This is a genomic window from Paenibacillus hubeiensis (genome assembly GCF_032334105.1).
Classification (GTDB): Bacteria; Bacillota; Bacilli; order Paenibacillales; family Paenibacillaceae; genus Paenibacillus; species Paenibacillus hubeiensis.
This window is the reverse complement of record NZ_JAVYAE020000011.1, coordinates 139,539-163,614: the sequence shown is the minus strand read 5'-3', so window position 1 is coordinate 163,614 and position 24,076 is coordinate 139,539. Positions and strand designations below refer to the sequence as shown.

12 protein-coding genes are annotated in these 24,076 nt (G+C 47.0%); all 12 read left to right on the top strand.

Annotation, left to right across the window (positions count from 1 at the left end):
• Positions 1-759 (top strand): WecB/TagA/CpsF family glycosyltransferase, encoded by a 759-nt coding sequence (locus RSX24_RS23710; RefSeq protein WP_438286877.1) that lies wholly within the window; start codon positions 1-3, stop codon positions 757-759.
• A 429-nt stretch (positions 760-1,188) separates the two neighbouring features.
• A complete protein-coding gene (locus RSX24_RS23705) occupies positions 1,189-2,316 on the top strand; it encodes a glycosyltransferase family 4 protein (protein WP_339274953.1) in 1,128 nt (375 codons plus the stop codon).
• 165 nt (positions 2,317-2,481) lie between these two features.
• Positions 2,482-6,348 (top strand): S-layer homology domain-containing protein, encoded by a 3,867-nt coding sequence (locus tag RSX24_RS23700; protein ID WP_343261978.1) that lies wholly within the window; start codon positions 2,482-2,484, stop codon positions 6,346-6,348.
• 204 nt (positions 6,349-6,552) lie between these two features.
• Positions 6,553-6,894 (top strand): hypothetical protein, encoded by a 342-nt coding sequence (locus RSX24_RS23695; RefSeq protein WP_236412993.1) that lies wholly within the window; start codon positions 6,553-6,555, stop codon positions 6,892-6,894.
• A 497-nt stretch (positions 6,895-7,391) separates the two neighbouring features.
• Positions 7,392-10,391, top strand: a complete 3,000-nt coding sequence (locus tag RSX24_RS23690; RefSeq protein WP_343261977.1) for an S-layer homology domain-containing protein — start codon at positions 7,392-7,394, stop codon at positions 10,389-10,391.
• Between the two features lie 168 nt (positions 10,392-10,559).
• Positions 10,560-13,112: a hypothetical protein gene (locus RSX24_RS23685; RefSeq protein ID WP_343261976.1), complete on the top strand. Its 2,553-nt coding sequence runs from the start codon at positions 10,560-10,562 to the stop codon at positions 13,110-13,112.
• An 84-nt stretch (positions 13,113-13,196) separates the two neighbouring features.
• The gene (locus tag RSX24_RS23680) at positions 13,197-13,808 is read left to right on the top strand and encodes a hypothetical protein (RefSeq protein WP_343261975.1); all 612 of its coding nucleotides are present in this window, start codon (positions 13,197-13,199) and stop codon (positions 13,806-13,808) included.
• 149 nt (positions 13,809-13,957) lie between these two features.
• The gene (locus tag RSX24_RS23675) at positions 13,958-14,230 is read left to right on the top strand and encodes an alpha/beta-type small acid-soluble spore protein (protein WP_290371414.1); all 273 of its coding nucleotides are present in this window, start codon (positions 13,958-13,960) and stop codon (positions 14,228-14,230) included.
• A gap of 273 nt (positions 14,231-14,503) precedes the next feature.
• Positions 14,504-15,706, top strand: a complete 1,203-nt coding sequence (gene metK, locus RSX24_RS23670) for a methionine adenosyltransferase (RefSeq protein WP_236412985.1) — start codon at positions 14,504-14,506, stop codon at positions 15,704-15,706.
• 197 nt (positions 15,707-15,903) lie between these two features.
• Positions 15,904-19,662 carry a SwmB domain-containing protein gene (locus RSX24_RS23665; RefSeq protein WP_343261974.1) on the top strand — a complete coding sequence of 1,253 codons (3,759 nt, stop codon included), beginning with the start codon at positions 15,904-15,906 and terminating at the stop codon, positions 19,660-19,662.
• A gap of 480 nt (positions 19,663-20,142) precedes the next feature.
• Positions 20,143-22,866 (top strand): stalk domain-containing protein, encoded by a 2,724-nt coding sequence (locus RSX24_RS23660; protein WP_343261973.1) that lies wholly within the window; start codon positions 20,143-20,145, stop codon positions 22,864-22,866.
• A 47-nt stretch (positions 22,867-22,913) separates the two neighbouring features.
• Positions 22,914-24,074, top strand: coding sequence for a sensor histidine kinase (locus tag RSX24_RS23655; protein WP_236420941.1), 1,161 nt, complete (start codon positions 22,914-22,916; stop codon positions 24,072-24,074).
• Positions 24,075-24,076: the final 2 nt, after the last annotated feature.

Below are 24,076 nucleotides of genomic sequence, written 5' to 3'. Positions count from 1 at the left end.
ATGAATCAGACCAGTTCTGTTCCTACGGTTCCGATCTATGGCATCCCGTTCTCGAAGCTGGACATGAAAGAAACGGTGGAGGTTCTCCGGGAAGCGGTATTGTCCAAACAGCCGCATCAGGTGATTACAGCTAATCCGATCATGGTCATGGCCGCATTGGAGAATCCGGCGATGATGAAAGTCATGCAGTCGGCCGAGCTGATCGTTCCTGACGGCACCGGCGTCGTGTGGGCCGCGAACTATTGCGGTGAACCGGTGGCGGAGCGCGTGCCGGGGTTTGAGCTTTTACATGAATTGCTGCGCGTCGGTGAACACTATCGCTGGGGCGTATATTTGCTCGGTTCCACGCCGGAAGTGATTCAAGCGACGGCGGAACGGTTACAACAGCAATATCCTGCGGTGCGCATTGTAGGGTATCGCGACGGGTACTTCGGTCCGGATGAAGATGAGCAGGTGGTTGAGTCGATTCGCGCAGCTGCGCCGGATCTGCTGTTCGTTGCCCGGGGAGCCGATACTCAGGAACCGTGGATTCACAAGTATAAGAACAAGCTTCAAGTGCCTGTCATGATGGGCGTCGGAGGCAGTTTTGACGTGATTTCGGGTAAGAGCAAACGCGCACCCAAGCTGTTCCAGAAGCTGAGACTTGAGTGGTTCTATCGGTTGCTGCGGGAACCGAGCCGTGCCGGCCGGATGCTTGCGCTTCCGAAATTCGCCTTGAAAGTGATGCGCGATAAAGAAAACGTGATAAAATCCCGATAAATATAGGCGAATATGGAGGAAATCACGTGTTTTTGCTAAAAATTGAGGATGGCTTTTCGCCCATATTCAGCGTATAATTCAGAACGGATTATGCAGGGGCGTTTATATTGCCCATCTCATTAGCACTTCGATTGCTATATATGTTGATCCAATGATTTTTACACGGGGTCACTACATGGTCAGAACCATCTTTCGATCGCCATTATCCCCAGATTTTTTGATCCCTCTTTTTCAAAGGGAAAATCCGGTGATAAACGCGAACGCTACGCTTCTCCAGATTCTTTCTGACCCTTCCGTTTTTGTGTAAATATTTAGTTCAACCTATATAGGTTCGTTATTTAATGTATGTCAGTATCAACTTTATATAGAAACAGAGATTAGGGGATTTATAATTCGTACAGGTAAGATCATTGGGGGTCGAATACTCAAATGGTAGCTATTTTTATCATTGGATTTCTTGTGTCGATGGGACTGGCTCTTGCACTGACACCGCTCGTCAAGAAGTTTGCGGTTAAGGTCGGGGCCATGGACCAGCCAAATGCGCGCAAAGTGCATACGCGGGTCATGCCGCGTCTCGGCGGATTGGGCATCTTTCTCGCATTCATGGTGACAGTAGCCGCATTGCTTCCTTTTGTGTCGGCGTGGTTTACGACAAGGGACATGAGCTTTGTCAGCGCATTCCTGGTCGGCGGAACGATTATCGTATTGACCGGTGCGCTGGATGACCGCTTCGAATTGTCGGCAAAAGTAAAGCTGCTTGCACAGATCGTTGCCGCATCAGTCGTCGTGTTCGGATTTAACATTCGGGTGGATTTCGTCAATATTCCTTTCCAGGACGCGTACTCCTCCTTGGAAGCATGGGTATCCATTCCATTGACTATTCTGTGGATCGTCGGGGTAACGAATGCCATTAACCTGATTGACGGTCTGGATGGTCTGGCTGCCGGCGTATCCGGCATTGCGATCGGTACGATTGCCGTCATGTCGTTCCTCATGGGCAACATGATGATTGCCTTGATGTGTCTGGTGCTGCTGGGCAGCATTATCGGGTTCCTGTTCTTCAACTTCCACCCGGCCAAAATATTCATGGGCGATTCAGGCTCGTTGTTCCTTGGTTTCTCGCTGGCGATGCTGTCCATGCTCGGCTTCAAGCAGATTGCCGTCGTGTCCTTCATTACCCCGCTGATTATTATCGGCGTGCCGCTCTCCGATACGCTGTTCGCGATCATTCGCCGCGCGGTGCAGCGGAAACCGATTTTTTCGCCGGACAAAGGTCACCTGCATCACTGCTTGCGTGAGCTCGGTTTCAGTCATCGTCAGACGGTACTGATCATCTATGGCATTGCCGCATTCTTCGGCGTACTGGCGATCATTCAATCATCGGCAGCCATGTTCGAAGCGAACTGGGTCACTTTCGTCGTGATCTGTATCATGATGTTCTTCCTGCAGGTAGGGGCGGAAGTTATCGGGCTTGTCAGCAAAACCAGAAAACCGGTTATTAATTTCCTGATGCGCATGCGCATGAAACTGAACCCGGAAACACGTTCCAAGTCCTAGGGTCGAAACTTATTGATTTCAGCCATTATATGAATTATAAATAACCTCAAGCCTTGTCCCCCGTGGACAAGGTTTTTTTGTTTTATTTGCTTTTTTTACTAAAAAAATGGAACCTGATGACCGATATATAAGGGTAACTGACTTAAAAGAAGGAGAGATGATGGCATGCAGCGTATGAAAAAGCCGATGATTTGGCTGATGATGTTGGCGCTGGTGGTTACGTTGATACCAGCAGGCCTTGCACCAGTCGCATCGGCGGCAGGACAAACGAGTTATTTTACTCCTGACAATGCGGCTAATGTACAATTGAAAGATACAGTTGGTTTGAAACTGACAGGTACGACAGACTTTTTGTCTCGTTCCAATGCGTTTCAAGTAACGACCAGTCAACAAGAGGTAACGGGTACATTTACGAATGTAACGGGCTCTACGCTTGGCGTGAATGTACAGTTGTTGAATTTAAAAGACGGTACGTGGGTTCCTGACAGCACGCGTGTTGCGCCAGGGGTCATCACCGTCGACCCGGACCGTCCGGATAACCGCTTTAAAGCGAATCTAACCTTGTTTCCGGGAATGAACAAAGTGACCTTCACGGGATCGCAAGGACCGAGCGAACGATCCGAAAGCTTCTACATCCTGTATGATTCCGTACCGTATATCGAAAAATTGCAGGTACATGGCGGAGCAGAACCACAGAATCTGAATGAAGGCGCACAGATCGTTGTGGATAACGGGCAGGTAACACTGGAAGGGATCGCCAACAATGCGACAAAGGTTACAGTATCCCTGAACGGCAGTGCTGCATTGCCAACTTCACTGCTCCAAGGCGGGACATTCTACTCGTCCGTACTCAACTTGAAGGCGGGCGTCAATGATATCCAGGTTACGATTGAAGGCGGCGTGGACAAAAATGTGCTTAACTATTCAATATTGTACTATGATGAGGAAAATCCATTCTCCAAACTCGATTTGAGAGAAGGGGCGGCCGGTATTGCCCAAAGCATGTTGTCCACTGTTCCAACTTATGGTGGCAACCCGGGTCAGGCCAATGTTGATGTGCAGCTGTTGCTTCCTGATGATAAAACAACAGGGGTAACTGAAATTACGGTAGATGGCGCAGTAAATACAACCATTGTTCCCAATGTAACAAAGATTCCTTCGGTTGGAGGGAATACGCCATCTTATGTGAACATTTCTTTTAAAATTCCTTCTCTTGCTCTAAAAGAATCGGCTCCAGGCGTTCCTTTGCGATCGCAAGAACATACCTTGTCAGTCAAATATGGCGGGGTTACGGCCAGAACGGATATGAATTTCATTTATGCCGAGAACGAGACGGTTATCACTAACCTGACATACCTTAAGGATTATGACGGTACTGGAACGATTCCGCAAGGTGTGCCTCTGAACGGTGCCAGCGTGAATTCTGCAGATTTCTATATTATGGTAGAAACGAGCAGAGACCCGGGAAGCGCACAGCTGTTGGCGCAGTATCTTCCGATCAGCACAAGCGGAATTACGCTCAACGGACCATTTGTTTCAGGCCAAGCGAATAAGTTCATTTATCAAATCAAAGGGTTCAAGAACGGGACCCAGACTGTTCAATTCAAATTTGACAATTCCACATCAAGCAAAAATGCAACAATCTCGTTTGCGTCAAAAAGCTATATCTTTGTAGAAAACCTGACTGATGGGCAAACGTATGATGCTAGTAATGGTAACCGACAACTCAAGCTTAACGGACAGTACATTGATTTTGCGACGCTGGATAGCAACTACTTTGTCGCAGAGATTTTTGCCAACGGGGTGAAAGTGTATTCTACTCAACCGGTTGGTGACCAAAAGCCGCTGACTCTGGACTCTAGCGGTAAGTTTAAGGATGTTGTTATTGATATCGATGGCGATAAGGGACCATTGTTTTTCGGGGAAAACCGGATTGTGTTTACAGGGATCGGAAAAGGAGACCAGGGTCAGCTGAACCAGGTTTCTAAAGAACTCCGAATCTATGTTAATGACAATAACGTATCTACAATCCAGAGTTTCCTGCCGACGCCAACCAAAGAGCGTCCGAATTTCGTTGAACCGTTTAATCCGGATGACCTTTGGGTGAAGAACCTGCTTACGCTCTCTCCAGAATTTACGTACAAAGATCAAAAGTATACGACCACTCTGAAAACTTTCGATCTTGCTATTCGTGGAGCGGGTGCAACGCGGATGAGTCTGAGTATGGGAACGCAAAAGATTTTTGACTTGGAAATTCCTGATGCGGATAGTACGGCATGGAAAGAACCGATCATTGACACGCAATATGGGCTGGACAATGATTCAGTGATTGTTGACCGAATCGGCCGTCAGCAGGATTTCTTGATCCGTCTGCGGAATCTTAAGGCCGACACACCAGGGACATATATCTATACGCTCGACTTGTACAACAAGACAGGTGCAAAAACAAGCCAGAAGGTAGAACTTGTACGAGAAGCGGCGGGGTACCGCATTTTGTCCCCACAACCGACGTCCGGCAAGCAAATTGTCGTTAACAAAAACTTCGTGCATTTTGATATCGAGGCTGAAGGTGCAACTTCTGTCGTGATCGACAAGGAGAACGCCACGAAGATGCAAGGCACGGAAACAGATCGTTTTGCACTGGATTACGTAGGTTTGAAACAAGACAAGTCCAATAAGATTAAAATTACGGTTGACCGGAATGGCGTGAAAACCACAGACACTATCGAGATATACTACACGAGTGCCACAGGAGTGGACTCACAGTATATGGCACCTAAAGTGAATACCAAATATTCTGCGTTTAATAAACAGCTGACATTGAGTTTCCCGAAAGGGACTGTAATGGAAAGCACGGACACGAACGGGATCAAAACATTTTATCCGAATAACAAACTGTTATTCGGAATTGCTGATCCAACGACAGGAATTGTAGAACGTCGTAACGACTATGGCAGCCTTGTCGGTTTCAGAACGGCAGAAGAAGATCCTTCTCCTCTAGTCGTGCCTGAACTGTATTACAGAAGATTTTCCGCCATTGAGGGAGACTCCGTGAACTTTAGCCCGATTTCGGAGATTTACTGGATCAGTGGTGGTCTGGGCGAATCGGGAACAAAAGGCAGCTCCAATTACAAAGCTGCAACGAATGGTATTGGTCCGTACACAACGGAGGCGCTATATGGCGACCCTCAGATGCTTCCTGAACGAAAGATCCAGCCTTCGCAGCGTGGTACACTCACGTTGACTTATGATTCAAACGTCGTTGATGACGCTGGTTCTACGATTTCTGTGTTCTACTACACACCAAATCGGGAGTGGAAGCGTATTGGTGGGGAAGTGGATTCCAAGAAACATACGGTGACTGTACCATTTGACAATTTCGGCTATTACAAAGTCATGAAATTGAAAAGAAGCTATAACGACATCACCAACCATGGATGGGCAAGAAACATTCTTAATGCCCTGTATGCCAAAGGGTTCATGACACCACTCCGCTTCGAACAATTTGGTACGGATGATCGGACAACCCGAGGTGAGTTCGCTACTCTGCTCGTTAAGGGTCTTAATCTGCCGACGACAACAGACAATAATCCGACCTTTACAGATGTAGGCGTGGGCACACGCTCCATTACGTGGGATTATGACAGTATCGAAACGGCGGCAAGAGCGGGGATCATTACCGGATTGACTGATGGCGTATTTGGTCCGGACCAGCCGCTTACACGCGAACAGGCAGCCGTAATGATCACAAGGGCGCTTGAACTGAAGGTTGCTGCGAATGACAGTAAACTGCAGACGGCTTTAGCTAAATCATTCATTGACTCCGGCAGCATGGAGACGTATGCAAGACCGGCAATTCAGGCCGTGTCCAAGGCGAAAATCATGGAAGGTTCGCCTGTAACGGTTGCTGGACAAACCAAACCTCAATATGCATTTAATCCGAAAGGCAACCTGACGCGCGCTGAAGCGGGTAAGATTGCCGTGGAGCTGCTCAAGAAAAGTACCAAAGTCTTTCCTAAAAACTTGAGCTAAGCACCACTGGGGAACAAGATGGAATGATAAAGGCCCGTCTCTTGGACAGAGGGACGGGTCCTTTTATGGCCAAAAGTCGTTTGGTAAAAGACACATTTATAATAGTAGGAAAATAAATTTTACCAATAACTATTTTTGTAATTTGCTAGAGTTTAAGATACAATATCGGTAAATACACAATGATCTAGAGGGTGAAGTTAGCAAATGAAACCGATTTATTCGAAAGCTCAGTTGAGCTATATGAAGGCGAAGACACAGTTTGAGAAGCAAGCTGTCATTCTGGAGAAAAAGATTGAAGATACACGCAAAACGCAGGAAATCAGCCAGGAGGTTATGGAAGGCCTTGTACAAGCGACCGGTTTCCATGATGCATACAACAACCTGGTTCTTGCCGAAAACGAACTGATCGACTGGTCCCATACAACGATGAAGCATGAGAAAACCTATCGCGAGAACAGACAACCGATCGATGATATGTACCTGAGATTGAACAGTGATCCCAAAATGCGGGCGCAAATTATCGACTTGGCGATGAAAATCCGTTGATTCATGGATACCTCAGGAATTATGGACACCCCATTATTGGGGTGTTTTTTATTTTTATTTTGAAGAAAATGTTGTTTAATCCGGGGTAATACGGGGGCAATGTTTAAAGTGAAGCATGGTTAAAGTTGAGCGGAAATGCTGATGCAGCAGGCTTTTGCATACGGTTTTAAACCAAACGATTCTTTGTTTGGCAGCTAAACGAAAAAAAATCTAAAACTTTTTTTGAGTAACCCGCAACTTTTTGAAATTTGCTGCGTTTAAGATGTAGAGTCAAAAACATTGGGCCTCTTGCCAAGAATGACCTCGTGAAGAATCTTGTCTATTTATTAGAAAAAATTGCTTTACGCCACGCGGGACCCATTGTATAATACGTAGGTAGGATTAGGAAACTACTCTATTTTTGTGTGATTGATTTGGTTTACAAGTTTCTGTGATATGCTCACAGACATCATTTATATTAACTTGCTCAGGACTCTGGAAAGGGGGTGCAACAATATATGAGGAACACGAGCGAACTTATTAAAGAAAATTCCCATGTTATGAACGCCCAAGGAGGAGAAAAAAAGGTTATGAAGAAAATTTTATCCGTCGCTTTGTCTACAGCAATGGCATTCTCGATGTTTGCATCTGTAGCATTCGGTGATACAGCAGTAACACCTCAACAACAATTCGATGCTTTGAAAGCTAAAGGCATCTTCAACGGCTATCCAAATGGTACAGCAGGTCTGGACAAAGACATGACTCGCGCTGAGTTCGCAAAAGTCATCACTAAATTGCTGGGTCTGAAAGAAGTTACTGGAACTCTTTCCTACAACGATCCAAACTACACAGCTAAAAACTGGGCTGTACCTTACATCGAAGCAGTAACAGCTGCTGGTATCATGGAAGGTAAAAACACTGAGAAAAAAATCTTCGACTTCAACGGTAAAGTAACCATTGCTGAAATGGCTACAATCCTGACTCGTGCACTGGATCTGGAAGTTCCAACTGAAACTAACAACAGTGCTCCAGCTTGGGCTAAAGGTTATGTTCAAGCAGCAATCAACGCTGGTTTGCTTGATTCCGGTTTGGACTTCACCAAAAACGCTTCCCGTGAATTGCTCGTAGGCGCTGCTTACGCAATTGACCAAGCGCAAAACCTGAAAGTTACAAAATATGAAGTAAGTGAAGCAGGTAAAGTCGTTACTTTCACAATCAGCGACGGCGAAACTGTAAAAGTGACTTTGGATAAAGCTCTCGAAGCTAACAAAGAAACTGAAGTGAAATTTACTTACAAAGATAAAGAGTTCACTGAAAAAGTTACTTATGTAACTACAGTAGCTCAAGCGGTATCTTCCGTATCCGCGACTAACTTGAAAGAAATCACAGTTAAATTCGACGGTACTGTAGACCCGAATTCCGCTGAAAGCACTAATAACTATGTTGTTAGCGGCTTGACGTTCAAAAGCGCTACATTGTCCGATGACAAAACAACTGTAACGTTGTTGGTGAGCGAAGGTAATACTACGCTGACTAACCAAAGAGCAACAAGCCTGCAAATTAACAACGTTAAAAATGCTGATGCGACTAAAACATTTACACAAAAAGTAGAGTTCACTCCACTTGATGTTGCAGTTCCTGAAGTGAAAGAAGTTAAAGCACTCGGAACTAAAGCGTTCAAAGTTGTATTCAGCGAGCCGGTTAGACCTGAATCAGTGAACGCAACTTCGTTCCGTGTAGATAACAACGTAATTGCAGCTTCTGTAAAATACGTTTACCCTAATACGGCAATCGTAACTACAGATATGACTGCTGGTGAGCACACATTGCGTGTAAGCGGCGTGAAAGACTACTCTGACCTGTCGATCGTACCAGTGGAAAGCAAATTTACAGCAACTGAAGATACAGCTGCTCCTAAAGTTGTAGGTGTTAAATCCAACGACTTGAAAGAAGTAACTGTTGAGTTCGACGAAACTGTGAAAAGTGTAGCAAGTGCTTATGCTAACACTACAGGCAACACTGCTCAATCCATCGAAATCAACGATAACAAAGTTACATTGAAATTCAACAATCCGTTGAATGTATCGGAAAACACAGTTTACCTGACTGCAGTTTCCGACTACAGCAATAACTCTGCTTCCGTTGATACTAAAGTAACTCCAACACTGGATACAGTTCGTCCAGCAGTTGTAGATACTAAGTTCAAAATGGAAAACGGCAACTATATCGCTGAAATTCAATTCAGCAAATCGTTGAAAGTAGATTCTGCAGAAAATCCTGAAAACTATGTATTGAAAGATGCCGAAGGTAAAGTCGTAACTGTTTCTGGTCTGACTTCCAAAGGTTACCCAGTAATCAAACCAGTTTATACTGAAAACAACAAAACCGTTAAAGTTAATCTGGGAAGCAACTTGAAACCTGATGCTACTTATACTTTGACTGTATCTGGTGTTATTGATACTGCGTATATCGGAAACGTATTGTTGCCTTACACTGCTACGTTGAATGCTAATACTGCACAAAACGGTAGTGTGACACGTGTATGGACTGACCTTACAGCAGAGCAACTTGAATTAAACGACCAACCTAGATATGTATACGTTCAATTCAACAAAACGTTAGCTACATCTGGTGATGGAAATGCTCTGGATGCAGCGAAGTATATGGTTACTTTGAACAATACTCAATATCAAATTGCAAAAGAAAACAATGATATTACATTGATTTCTACAAACACAGTGCGTATTGCCGTTACAAATGAGAACCTTCCTAAGGCTTCTTGGAAAAATGCTAAAGTTTCTGCAAGCTACATCAAAGATTCAGAAGGTAAATACTTCAATTCTTCGAACTACTCCGTTGGAAACAATGTGAATAATTCCCAAGTTGAAGCTGCTACCGATGATGTATATGCAACAAGCAATAATGAAGTTAAAGTTAAGTTTAACAATGCATTGTCTAATGTTAATCTGAGTGACTTTGATTTGAATGGCATTCGTCCAACAAGCTACACTTTGGCTGATTCCAACAAAACGATTATCTTGAAATTTGCCGATAATACAATCGGAAACGATGTTAAAGATTTCAAATTGTCTGCAATTAACCCAAGTACTCAAGATGCTTTTGGTAACAAACTCAAAGCATTTACTGAAGCAGAAGTGAAAGATGGTATTAAACCAACTGTTACTTTGAAAGATATCGTTAGAAATAGTGGTGTTGTTACAGTAACTGTTTATGCTTCTGAGAATATTGAGGCAGACCTTGGAAACTACAAACAAGAATACATCGATGGACTCTTCAGTATTGATGCAGGTGCTAATGTGAAATTTACTGTTACTGGTGCTCATATCGAATCTGATAAGAGAACGATCACTATTACAGCAAATGTAACTGGTGATACAACTAATCAAGTTGCAACTGTGAAATTTGATGGTGCTAAAAACAAAGCAGCTAAAGCTATTACTGATGGACGTGGTAATGCGCTGGATGAGTTTTCTTATGGAAAACTGCTGACTAACTAATATTTTCTGTAGCAGCCTTGCATCTTTATAGATGCAAGGCTGCTTTTTGTTATGCTCTCATCATCCTGAAATCTTGAATTCAATTAAAAGTTACCTCTTTGAAACTTCCTCCTCTAAAATATCGTCTATACTATAGATACTATGGAAATTAATGTTTGGAGGTTTCAAGTGAAAAATAACCTGAGGAAAGTCATGATCGCAAGTGTCGTGCTGGGAATCACTCAAACCGTTTGGGTACATGATCTGCCAGCTGTACAAGCTGCAAATGCTTCGAAATCCATATCCCAAACGAAAACAACCTTAAAAACGCTGGCCAATGTTCCGGGTGTCAAGCTATCGAACAAAAGCAGTGTTAAAATTTCGGATGTGAATGTACTGACACAGGATGAAGGCAAGCTTGTTACATATACCCTCACATATACGAACAATGAGAAAAAAAGCTTGCAGCTGGTTGATTATTGGACAAAGGTTCGCAGTAAGGGTGGAACAAGTTATACTTCCAAATTGTTGGCTCAGGATGCAGAGAAAAAAAGTGTTGCGGCTGGATCGACGTTATCCGTTACATATGTGACTACTGTCGGTAAAAACGTCCAGTTGAGCAATCTGAATTTCGAAATCGTGAAATGGGATTTTAGCAAACCGAATTATGAGAATGTGCTCGGCAAAATTAATATTCCATCATCCTATGTGGTGGCAACACCAATGAACACGTCCAAAAAGGTTCGCATCAATGATGTACCTGTAAAAATCAAAGTCCAAAGCCTGCAAACGTTCGCTGCTTCTGACACCAACAATTATGCAAGCGTCAAAATCAATTTGCACAACGTCGGTTACAAAGGTTTAGAGAATCCGGCAGTGAAATGGATACTGAGGACAGCTGGCGGCAGTAGTTATCCATTGAACATAAATGCCAATGAAGCGACTTATAGTCTCCAGCCTCAGGAGTCCAAAAGCATTAACTACATTACTACCATTCCCAAAAAGGTTAAATTGGATGGAGCAGAGCTCATTATGGTGCAGGAGAATGAAGCCGATAAATCGGTTATTCCGCTAGCGACCATGCAGATGCCAAAAGCTTCTACGATAAAAAGTTCTGAGATCGCAGTGGGTAAAAAGAATGTCATTACGCTTGAAGATAACAAAGGAAAGATCGAGACACAGGTCAAGGACGTTAGCTATAGCCAGGTTCACTGGAATAACTATTATACGGTCAGCTTCAGGCTAAAAAATATCGGCTCCCGTGAAGTTGCTGTGCCCAAGTACGAATTTTCGGTGCAGAACGCCAAGGGAAATGATTATCCTTTAACAACGAAAGCGCTGGACGATCTGAAATTAAAGCCCGATGAGGAGCGTTTAATTCGTTTGACCTTTAAGCTTCCGTATGAGGAGGCCAGTGGAACATTAAGGCTGGTTATGAACACACCTAAAGCTGAAAATGCTGAAAGCAAGGAAATTAAATTCTCCTACCCTGCGGGAGTTTATATTATGCCAGAAGCTACTTCTTTGCAAAAATCGATCGGTGCTGAAAACACCCTCCAATTACAGAATGGGACTTTAGGGGTTACATGGAATTCGATTCAGCGTCTGCCATGGGAGAATGCTGACGTTCTGTCTGCGAGAGTTACTTTACGTAACATCTCAACCAACACGCTTAAACTTCCTGAGCTAAAGGGAATGTTGTCTATTGATTCTGCCGATATTCCGGATACGCAATTGTTAACGAGCCAGAGCTCCGCTCTTCTCGGACCGGGGATGTCCGTTGATATCCATTTGTTGACTACACTCCCTACCAATCTGGACGTAACTCAACTGCAGGTAGCATTATCAGAAGTTACTGGTGAAAACTCCTCCGAGTTGATCCGACTTACGCATATTGGACAGCTGCCTGCGATTCCGACAATTGACGTAGGGAATAATTATGCGATTAATGCCTCCGGGAAGAAAGCCGAAATGAAAGTGAAACGAACTTTGATCTATCCGGGAACATCTTCCGATATCGTGTATACCGAGCTGGAGGTTAAAAACGTAGAAGACCGTCAAGTTGATTTGGCTAAGTTAACGGGGTACTATGAATCCAAAAATGGCGAGTATTATAAAACAACCGTGAAGCAGATTGATTATCCTGCCGGGCCGGGCAACTCTGCATTAGTAACCGTATGGGCAAAAATTCCTCGGAAAACGATTGTGTCGGACATGAAACTGCTGGTTGGCCAAACCGTGGCAGGTGAGAGCACGACAGGAACTCAAGGAACCCAAGGAACGTCGGGAAAAGGTTATGTCGATGCAGTATCTTTTGCGCTCAAACCTGACCAGGAATCGGCGCAAGAGACAATCAAACATATAAATATTTATCCATATACATTAGAAACCAAGGATTTCAAAGCTACGTTAAGTGGCGGAACAACGGTTAATCTTTCTTGGAATTATGATGCATCCCGAATTAACGATTTAAACCTGCCTGAAAATGAGCATAAGTTAATATTGCAAATCATCGAGCCGACAGGAAAATCTTTTGATAAAGAAATTATATTGGACAAGGATTTAAAAGAAGGCAATAACCAGTTCATTAATTGGACCATCCAGGACGTTGTTTTTGATGATAGACGAAGCGGTGCTTACACGATCGCTATCTATGATGAGTTTCAAGGGCAACGGATTAAGTTGGCCACGCAAGCGATGGGATTTGCCCCGGCAGTAGGCAACCTACCAGGCGGGGAGTAAGTTGCGAGAAAATGTAGAATCTTCCTACTAAGCTATGATAGAGTGATAGAAAGTCTATATGGAATTAGAAAGGAAGGTAGTTTAATGAAATCTTATATGAAAGTGTCCCTGGCTGCACTGGCCATAGGCGCAGGTGTGTGGATCGGGTCCGTATACAGCAATACGGCTACGGGCGCGGGTACCATTCAGCCGGGAACGGCCGATGATCCTGTCGTTACGAAAAGCTATGTGGATCAGCAGATTCAGAAGGCGCTTGGGGGCGGTATTAGTTCAGGAACGGGGAATGCCGGAAATACCGGGAATGCAGGAAATGCAGGAAATGCAGGAAATGCAGCCAGTACTGGCAGCAATGCGTCCTCTTCTGCAAATGCGGGTAGTGCCGGTAGTGCAACCGAGCTTCCTCCTCTTGCTTCAGGCGCTTCCGAGGCTTTGGAGATCGTCACTGTGAAGCCTGGACAACAGTTGATCGGATCAACAGGAACGGAATTCATCGTTCGCAGCGGGAAAGCGGTCATCATCAGCGAAGGCACCAACGGCGTGGCCGACCTGACGGATGGTGTTGATTTGATCAATGGTCAAGCGGCGCCAATGAACCATTTGCTTACGATTCCGAAGGAAGGACGGGGCATTCAGGTCGTGGAAGGCAACAAATACAGCCTGACTGTCATGGTTCGCGGCGGTTATACTCTGAAATAAGTTGTGCAGTGTTGACGGTAATTATACATTCATGAAAATCATGCCTTGTCCAGATTAACCAGTTCTAACAAACATTAATACGGCTAACCCATGACCAGGCGGTTTACTCTATAACTGTACTAAACCATCATTCGGAGGTGCAGTTTATCGTGGCGAGAAGCAATCGTAAGGTCGTGCCGGAGAGCCGGCAGATGTTGGATCAAATGAAGTACGAAATCGCGGCTGAATTCGGTTTGAACGTTGGGTATGGCAGCAGAGGATCGGCTGGGGCAGATACGGAATTCGGTTCCGAGCTGGGGGAAATCGGCAATCATTCTTACGGACAATACAAAGGGTGGGGGCATCTCACCTCGCGTGAAAACGGATCGGTTGGCGGGGAGATCACCAAGCGGCTCATCCGTCAGGCAGAACAGTCTTTATAGGCATTTTCCAAGGTTTTATTCCCTACTGCTATAATTGACACCGTTTGACAAATGCGATAAGATGGCATTTGAGGTATGCAACCTTTTCCCGAGCGGAAAAGGTTGATTTTTTATTGGAATCTCGAGGCAATTACCTGAACAATTTCATTTTCGCCAACGTAGGTCATTCTTTGGTTTCTCGTGAAAACAGAATGCGCGTACAATTAACGAAATTACCGTAAATGTTTTATTCGGGCAATAGCCATACTACAAGTTATGGGAGGTTGAGCTTCAATGTCTGTGAAAGGCCGGCATTTATTCACATCGGAGTCTGTGACCGAAGGACATCCGGATAAAATCTGTGACCAGATCTCTGACGCCGTATTGGACGCATTCCTGGCGAATGACCCCAATGCGCGCGTGGCGTGCGAGGTTTCGGTGGCTACAGGCCTTGTGCTTGTTATCGGTGAAATCAGCTCTGCATCGGAATACGTGGACATTCCGTCCATCGTACGCAACACGGTGAAGGAGATCGGATATACTCGTGCCAAATACGGTTTCGATTACAACACTTGCGCAGTCCTGACTTCCCTGAATGAGCAGTCTGCGGATATTGCCCAAGGCGTAAACGCTGCGCTGGAGAATCGTGATCCAGAGCAAATGGCTCGTGAAACCGAAAATATCGGTGCAGGCGACCAAGGTTTGATGTTTGGTTTTGCCACAAACGAAACACCTGAACTTATGCCATTGCCAATTGCTTTGTCCCACCGGATCGCGCGTCGTCTTGCTGAAGTCCGCAAAAACGGTACGTTGGAGTACCTTCGTCCGGACGGCAAAACGCAAGTCACCATTGAATACGATGGCGACAAGCCTGTACGCGTCGATACCATCGTCGTGTCCACGCAGCATGCCGAAGAAATAACCCTGGAGCAAATCCAGAAAGATATCAAGGAACATGTGATCCTGCCTGTCGTTCCGGCTGAATTGCTGGACGAGCAGACCAAATATTTCATCAACCCGACCGGCCGTTTCGTGATTGGCGGACCTCAAGGCGATGCCGGTTTGACCGGACGCAAAATCATCGTTGATACGTATGGCGGTTATGCCCGTCATGGCGGCGGTGCCTTCTCCGGTAAAGATCCGACGAAAGTAGACCGTTCCGCAGCGTATGCAGCTCGTTATGTGGCTAAAAACCTTGTGGCTGCCGGTCTGGCGGACAAGGTGGAAATTCAGCTTGCTTATGCGATCGGCGTAGCCAACCCGGTATCGATCAACGTCGATACATACGGCACAGGCAAAGTCAGCGAAGAGAAGCTGGTTGAACTCGTTCGCAACAACTTTGACCTTCGTCCTGCAGGCATCATCCGCATGCTGGACCTGCGTCGCCCGATCTACAAACAAACGGCTGCATACGGCCACTTCGGCCGTACAGACCTGGATGTACCTTGGGAACGCGTGGACAAAGCGGATACGTTGAAATCCCAGGCAGGCCTGTAAGCTCGGCTGCACCGTTCGAATGTATGGAAGCCCCGATCCTTGAACGAGGAATCGGGGCTTTTTGCGTATCCACATTTTCACAGAGTTTCATTCCTAATCATTTACATATGGCTAATTAAATTTTTCCCCGAAGCCGATATACATCATGAAGTCTGTGTATCAGACGGTTGATATCTAGTTAAGGAGGAGGAAAGAACGTGAGCGTAAAAAAATGGGCTCAAAAGGGCATGATCGTTTTGCTTGTACTTATAATAACCGCTGCAGGTTGGTCAGGCATTCCGCTCAGTCCCTTAAATACGGCGCATGCTGCCGATGGTGACACGAGTGCACTTGACTTAACATTCTTGCCTAAAACGAACGATACCAACGTAGATCGTTCAGCACCGCTATATATTCAATTTTCGAAAGAAATTCGCAAGATTGAGGGAACGCAGGGGGAAATTCGAATTATGCGTTTGTCCGGCAACGGGACATTAGCGGAGAAAATCAATATTTCGGATAATCAGAAAGTTACGCTTCATTCTGATCTCACAGCTGCGGGCAGTGGCTCCGCAACGGGAAATGTGTTGCGAATCATGCATAACACGCTGGAGAAAGATACTTCGTATTACATTGAGGTCGATGCGGATTCATTTGAAACCGTGGAGCCAGAAGGTACATCTCCGCAGAAAGTGCAAGCCATTACTGGGAATACGACATGGGTATTCAAGACCATTGGGATGAGTGCGATCAAGCCAGCAACTTTTTTACCGGCTAAAATGGCGACGAATGTACCTGTCAATTCGCAACTACAAATTATTTATAATGATGCAATCCGTAAAGGAACGGGAAAAATTCAGATTATGCAGGGAGCAAATACCGTTGAAGAATTCGACGTTTCAACTTCCTCTCGCGTCAGTGTGAGCGGTAGTACGCTTACGGTAACGCCTTCTAGCAAATTTGCCAATAATGCTACATACAACGTTGTGATTCCGACGGGGGCATTACGGGATGCCTCGGACAACGACATTGCCGGCATCAATGCCAATGAGTGGATGTTTACAGCGTTTCAGTCCGATCCCACAGCACTGACGATGTCCTCCGTATCACCGGCAAATGGAGCGACCGGCATTGCATTGAATCCGGAACTGATCGTGACCTTCAGCAAAGAGCTGGACCCAAGCTACTCAGGTTCGGTCACGCTGAAAAACTCCAGCGGAAGCGTCGTTTCGACAAAGGTTGAAATCAACAGCTCCAATCCACGACAGCTGCGCATTATTCCGTTAAGCAGCCTTACAAGCAATACGGCTTACACCGTAGATATTCCCGGCGGGGTGCTGCGCGATAAATCGGGGAACTTGTTCGCAGGATTAAATGGCGCAGCATCATGGACATTCAGAACGCTCAGCCCGGATACGACGGCTCCGGTTCTCAAAACAGCCAAAATGTACAGCAATACGATCATCCGTCTGACGTATGACAAATTCCTGTCCAGCACAGATCCGTATGGGTCCAGTTTCACCGTAACGGTTAACGGAGAGACACGAAATGTGAGCACTTCATATGTATCTGGCGATAGCGTGTATGTTGTTCTGGATACCGGCGTTGCTGTAGGACAAGTCGTCCGCATTTCATATGCTCCTGGAACAAGTGCGCGCAAGATTCAGGATCTATCGTCCAATCCAGCGGCAGCCTTCAGTGCCAGAGATGTGGAAAACGGTCTGGACTCTATTATGTCGAAGCCGAGAGAAGGTACAGCTTACTATAATACGGTCAGCCTCTATTATCCTGAGACTGTGTATATTTCATCGAGTGACACATCTGGACAATTCAGTGTTACAGCAGATGGATCGGACGTCGGCATTAGCAGTATTTCAACCGGCAGCAATTCTCTCGTTACGCTTAATCTGAGCCGTTCCATCCAGAATGGCGAAGTGGTTCGCGTATCCTATCAACCCGGAAGTTGGCCCGTGAAAGACAGTCGAGGTCAGGCGTTGGCAGGGTTCAGTGGCTTCTACGTTCGCAACAGCGTCGATAATAAAGCCCCTGAATTCCAAAGCGCTGAGGTTAGCGGGAACAAATTATGGATACGTTACAACGAGCCGCTGAGCCGCACGAACAAACCGCTCAAGAGCCAGTATTCCGTATTGGTAGACGGCAAAGCCATATTTGTTAACGATAGCGAAATCGAAGACGATGTGGTCACCCTGACACTGGCTTCTTCCGTCTCGAGCACACAGAATGTGACGTTGTCGTATGTACCGGGTGCGCTGCGGTTGACGGACCTGAACGGCAATCCCGCAGGATACCTTAACCTTACACCTGTCACTTATACTTATGGTAACGGAACAATTCTGTCCGCGACGCTGCAAGGAGATACGGTGCAGATCAACTTCCGCAATCCGCTTCAAGCGCAGTCGGCGTTAACGGTAACACAGTTCAACGTGCAGATTGCCGGTGCTACGGCGAGTGTTCTTTCGGCATCGGCATCTGGTTCGGTAGTGACCTTGAAGCTGTCCAATGCCGCTTCTGCAGGACAGACCGGAACAGTCAGCTATACACCGGGAGCTGTTCCATTAAGGGATTCGCTCAATACAACCGTAGCGGCCTTCGGCCCATTGACGCTGCAACAAGGCGGAGGCAATACATCGACGCCAACGAACAGCCGTCCAAGTTGGCTTACAGAAGCAGGGGCTGCCGATTCGGGCTTCGGCCAGGCTTTGCTTGCGATGAGCAGCGATACGGCGACTTCGGTGTCGGCCATGACAAGAAATAATCGCAATACACGTCAGTTCAACGTAGATGCGGCCAAATTGACTCAGGCGTTTGAATACGCGGCAGCAGTCGGAAAGTCGGCACAACCTGTTGTATTCGAAGTTCCGGCGACCGAATCTTCCGCATATGTCGGTTTTCCGATAAATACGCTGGTCCAGATCGCGTCAAGCCATCGAACAGGCAAGATCGGCATCAAATATGGTGAACGTCTATGGATGGTGTCTTTATCCGATCTGAATTTGACTTCCATGCTGCAAAGCGTAGGAACTGGGGCGAGCACCACATCCGGTTCAACCGGTCCTTACTACTACGTGCAGATCGAACCTGTCCCGGTGTCGGGTACGGGGATCATGGATAGCATGCTGGCAAGCGCGGGTGCGCAAAAGCTTGCGAATGTAACGGACGTGTATCAGTATGCTTATAACAGTGTGAGCAATCAAAGAGTGGAGCAAAACAACACGAGCCAGTTAGCGGAGCAGTTGTCCGGAAATACGCTAACCAATGCATCGACATTCACTACGATCGATCCGATGACATTTCTGCTGTCTTACGTTCCGAGCACGTTCACGACCTACAATGGTGGAATGATCATAAAGGGCCAATTGAATGGAAATCAAATGATCGTGCCCGTGACGCATGAGGTCGTGTACCAGGACACCAACTATCATTGGGCAAGTGCAGTCATCAAGGAGCTGGCTTCCAAGTGGATCATCGGTACTTCCAACGGTTCTTATTATGGACCGGATCAGAAAATTACCCGTGCGGAGTTTGCTGAATTGGTTGCCAAAGGATTAGGGTTGAAAGGCAATGATACGGGAGCGATGCGTTTCCGTGATATTCGCGGAGGAAATGCCGCCAGCGCCTACATTGGCGCAGCTGCGGATGCCGGAATCATTACCGGAAATACGGACGGCACGTTTAAGCCGGACAGCCTGATCACGCGGGAGCAGATGGCGATCATGATGGTGCGTGCCCTTGAATATGGCGGAAACACGGTAAGATTGCAGTCTTCCACGACCGCAACGCTGGCCAAATTCAAAGACAACAAAAAGATTCAGTCCAAGGATTCGGTCGCCAAAGCCGTACAGGAGGGCATCATTCAGGGCATGACTTCGACGACCTTCCAACCGCAAGGCAATGCGACCCGGGCACAGGCAGCAGTGATGCTGAAACGTGTGCTGAATAAACTGGGATATTTATAGTATATAGGTTGAACTAGACATTTACACGATAACGGAGAGGGCAGAAAGAATCTGGAGAAGCGAAGCGGTCGCATTTATCACCGGATTTTCCCTTTGAACAAAGAGGATCAAGAAATCTGGGGATAACAGTGATCGGAAGATGGTTCTGACCACGTAGTGACTCCGTGTAAAAATCATCGGTTCAACTTATATAGATTAAACATTCATAATGAATCCACAATTTATCAGACTTCAGATGTGCGCAAAGAAAAGGCGCAACTGAAGTCTTTTTTTTGCAAAATGAGAGAGTAACCCTCAACGCAAACAGGGAACGAATATCACGATCTAGCCGGACAATTCTAGCAGCTTGCGTAACTTTTCGGGCCCAAAGCAGTCTATTACTAGTAGAGTATGCTAGGAATCCGATCGTTTGGCTGCCTTTCGGCAGCCGGATCCGGAATGCCTAAGTTTGATATACAAGATGGGAGAGTCGTTTCAAACATGCTGGGGAAACACGGGAAACTACGGAAAGACGTGAAGGGCAGCAGAACGAAAAAATGGATGATCGTCACGCTCGCAGGCGTGATCTGGATTACTCCCGTATTGGGCGCGGGATCGCAGGTATGGTCCGGCACTTCGTGGCGGTCGGTGGCTGCCGCGGCGGCAACGAACACAAGCAAGCTTAGCGAGGAAATTCTGACATCAGGGGCAAAACTGATCAAATATCAATATACTACGACGCGTTCAGGACAAAAGGTGAATGTGCTGGCTGATGTCGTGCAGGTGGATTTGCAAAATCCATACGTGAAGCTGGATGTCATGACCGGCAAAGGCGGCAATCTGAACAGCAAACAAAGCACGGGCGGCATGGCCAAGGAAAACGAAGCGGTAGCTGCCGTGAACGGCGATTATTTCAACGTCTCGGGCGAACTCGCGCCGATTGGCGGACAGGTGTCTGATGGCGTAATCGTGTCGACGCCTTCGGAGCTTTCGGGCATGTATGCCCTCACGGTGACCAAGGACGGCAAACCGATGATCGACGAATATTCCTTTGAAGGTATTGTAACGGCGGATGATGGTTCAACGTTCCCGCTTCGTGGTATTAATAAGGAAGATTATACGGTGGAAACGGATTCCGTCAAATACAGCCATGCCAACTCCATGTATATTTATACACCGGCTTGGACTTCAACCAAACGTCCAAACGATCCTTCGACCACGCCAACCGAAGTGCTTGTGCAGAACGGGGTTATTACCCAAATTTCGGATAAGGCTGCCCTCAATATGACCGTTCCTGAAGATGGGTACATTCTGCGTGCACATGGCACGGCTGCGGCGTGGATCATGAACCATCTGGCTGTTGGCCAGAAGCTGGGAACGGATTACAAGCTCAAGGCCAAAACGTCGGGACAGACGATCGACCCATCCGATTTGCAAACGATGATCGGCGGCCATACCATTCTGGTTAACGGCGGGAAGGCGGCGTCTTTTTCGCGTGATATCGCGGCTTCCGGCATTGGAGGCATTCGGGCGAGAACGGCGGTTGGTTACTCTCAGGACGGTCGTTATGTTTACATCGTGGCCGCGGAGAAAAACAGCAGCAGCAGCGGCATGTCGTTAACGGAGCTCCAGTCGTTCATGACCAACATCGGCGTCTGGAAAGGAATGAATCTGGACGGCGGCGGTTCCACAACGATGGTAACCCGGCCACTTGGAGAGGAAACGGCCAGCCTGACCTTTAATACGGAATATGGCACGGAGCAGCGTCAAGTTGTGAATTCCCTGGGTGTGTTCTCTACAGCGCCGGAAGGCAAGCTGAAAGGCTTTGCGATCAGTGGTGCCAAAACGCTTTTGGTCGGCCAGGAAGGGAAGTATACCTCCAAAGGATATGACACCTACTACAACCCGATTGATATGGGCAACGTTACCCTGTCCTGGAAATCCAGCAACAACGGCATCGTGAGCGTAAGCAATGGCGCGGTCAAAGGCGTGAAGCCGGGTACGGCGACATTGACGGCCACAAGCAACGGCGTTTCTTCCTCGGTTAAAGTGACGGTGCTGGGCAGCAGCGAGCTGGCTTCGCTGACGGCAGGATCGGGCATGGGCTCGCTGAAATCCGGCGCAACCGTTTCGATTCCGGTAACGGCCAAAACGAAGGACGGACAAAGCGTAACGGTTCCGGCGGATTCGCTGAAATGGGAATTCATCGGCTTCAAAGGCAAAGTGTCCGGGGACCAGCTTACGGTATCTTCCGTGGATTCCGGAGCACAGGTCGGATATGCCATCGGGCGGTATGACGGGTTCAGCACGGTAGTTGTGCTTACGGCGGCAGACAGCCAAACGATATGGGAAAATTTCGAGAACGTGAATTACCCGATCAGCTTCACGACCAACGCGGCAGGAGTGACCGGTTCTGCGACGGTAGCGGCGGGAACGGGGGACAAAGCAGGTTCCAAAGTGCTGCAATTAAGCTATGACATGACGGCTGGAACCGGCAAAATGTATGCATACGCACAGCTTAACGGTACGACGGGCAAAGAAGTATCCGCTGCGGCCACATCCATGTCGATGGACGTTATGGGCGACAAGAGTTTGAACTGGATGCGTGCCGAGTTCACCGATGCAAACGGCAATACGGTATACGCGGATATCGCCAAAGCGATTGATTGGACCGGTTGGAAAACGGTAAACGTTGATCTGAACGGCCTGAATATCGCTTATCCGGCCAAACTGAAACGCGTCTATGTCGTAAACGTGGAAGAGGGGCAGGATGAACGCGCAAAAACAGGAACCGTTGCCTTCGACAACATCGCGTTTACGATGCCATCCAAATCGAGCGAGGTCGGTTTGCCGACAGGCATGGCATCCCTGGTGCTGGGGCAAAAATCAATGACGGTAAACGGCACGAAAAAAACGATTGATGCCGCACCCGTGCTGAAAAACGGCACAACCTACGTACCGATCAAACATGTGCTCGACGCTTTTGGCGGTCAGGCGGGCTGGGATAGCAAAAACCAGCGCATTACCGTGATCCGCGGCGGAAAATTGATCGACCTTGTGGTCGGGCAGAAAGAATTCGTTTTGAACGGAAAACGACAGAGCGCAGCGGTTGCGCCTTACGTAAGTGGAGGTAGGACTTTAGTCCCTCTTCGACTCGTATCCGAGCAGCTTGGATTGACCGTAAAATGGGAACAGAACACGAAGACCGTTACCATCTCATCGTGATATGGTATGATATATACCGGAAACGATAGAAATGGAGTCGAATTAACGTGGATTTACAAGCCGATGCCATAGATCGCGTCATCAAAAACGCCATACAAGTCATGGAAAACAGCAAATATCAGATGTTCGAAATTATGGACTCCACGCGCGAGGAGCTGAAGACGCTCAACGATGAGCTGAAGTCCGTGCTGAAGGAAGCGGCGGAAACGATCGAAAAGGTCGATCAATTGGAGTTGAACTACCGCCGCTCCCGCATTCGTTTGACCGAGGTCAGCCGCGACTTTGTCCGTTATTCCGAGCATGATATCAAGCAGGCCTACGAGAAGGCCACGCAGCTGCAGCTGGATTTGATGATTTACCGTGAGAAGGAAATGTATCTGAAGGCTCGTCGGGACGATCTGCAGAAGCGCGCCAAAAACGTGGAGGCTTCTGTGGAGCGTGCCGAGACGATCGGTTCTCAGATGGGGGTTGTGCTGGAGTACCTGTCTGGCGAACTAGGTCAAGTGACACGCATCATTGAGTCCGCCAAAAACCGACAAATGATCGGCTTGAAAATCATTTTGGCCCAGGAAGAAGAGCGAAAACGCATTGCCCGCGAGATTCATGACGGCCCTGCGCAGATGCTTGCCAATCTAGTGCTTAGGACGGAAATTGTAGAAAGAATGCTCACCAAGCAGGATTTTAAGATGGTCCAGGCCGAAATAGTAGACTTGAAAGGCCAGGTCCGCTCAAGTCTTGAAGAGATGAGAAAAGTGATATTCAATTTGCGTCCTATGGCACTGGATGATCTTGGTCTGATCCCCACGCTTCGGAAATACGTGCAGGATTTTGAGGAAAAAACGAAAATCCGCGCGCTTTTTGAAACAAGGGGAAAGGAACATCGCTTGTCTTCTGCAATGGAGGCAGCCATTTACCGCCTCGTGCAGGAGGGATTGTCCAATGCCGCAAAGCATGCTTATCCCACTTATGTTGTAGTGGAAATTACATACCAGGCTCAGCTCGTCAAAATTGTCGTTCAAGACAATGGGCTTGGGTTTAAACCGGAGCTTCTCGCCAAGAAGAGCAAGGAGCACAACCATTTCGGTTTGATTGGGATGAAAGAGCGGGTTGAGCTACTGGAAGGCAGAATAGAAATTGAATCCGCGGAGAATCAGGGAACCAAAATCGTGATTCATATTCCGACAAACGTGGATAAGGGAAAGGAGTAGCA

Coding starts and splice junctions, on each gene's coding strand:
- RSX24_RS23700 (WP_343261978.1), top strand. CDS start 2,482: ATGCAGCGTATGAAAAAGCCGATGATTTGGCTGATGATGTTGGCGCTG.
- RSX24_RS23660 (WP_343261973.1), top strand. CDS start 20,143: ATGCTGGGGAAACACGGGAAACTACGGAAAGACGTGAAGGGCAGCAGA.
- metK (WP_236412985.1), top strand. CDS start 14,504: ATGTCTGTGAAAGGCCGGCATTTATTCACATCGGAGTCTGTGACCGAA.
- RSX24_RS23680 (WP_343261975.1), top strand. CDS start 13,197: ATGAAATCTTATATGAAAGTGTCCCTGGCTGCACTGGCCATAGGCGCA.
- RSX24_RS23710 (WP_438286877.1), top strand. CDS start 1: ATGAATCAGACCAGTTCTGTTCCTACGGTTCCGATCTATGGCATCCCG.
- RSX24_RS23690 (WP_343261977.1), top strand. CDS start 7,392: ATGAGGAACACGAGCGAACTTATTAAAGAAAATTCCCATGTTATGAAC.
- RSX24_RS23705 (WP_339274953.1), top strand. CDS start 1,189: ATGGTAGCTATTTTTATCATTGGATTTCTTGTGTCGATGGGACTGGCT.
- RSX24_RS23695 (WP_236412993.1), top strand. CDS start 6,553: ATGAAACCGATTTATTCGAAAGCTCAGTTGAGCTATATGAAGGCGAAG.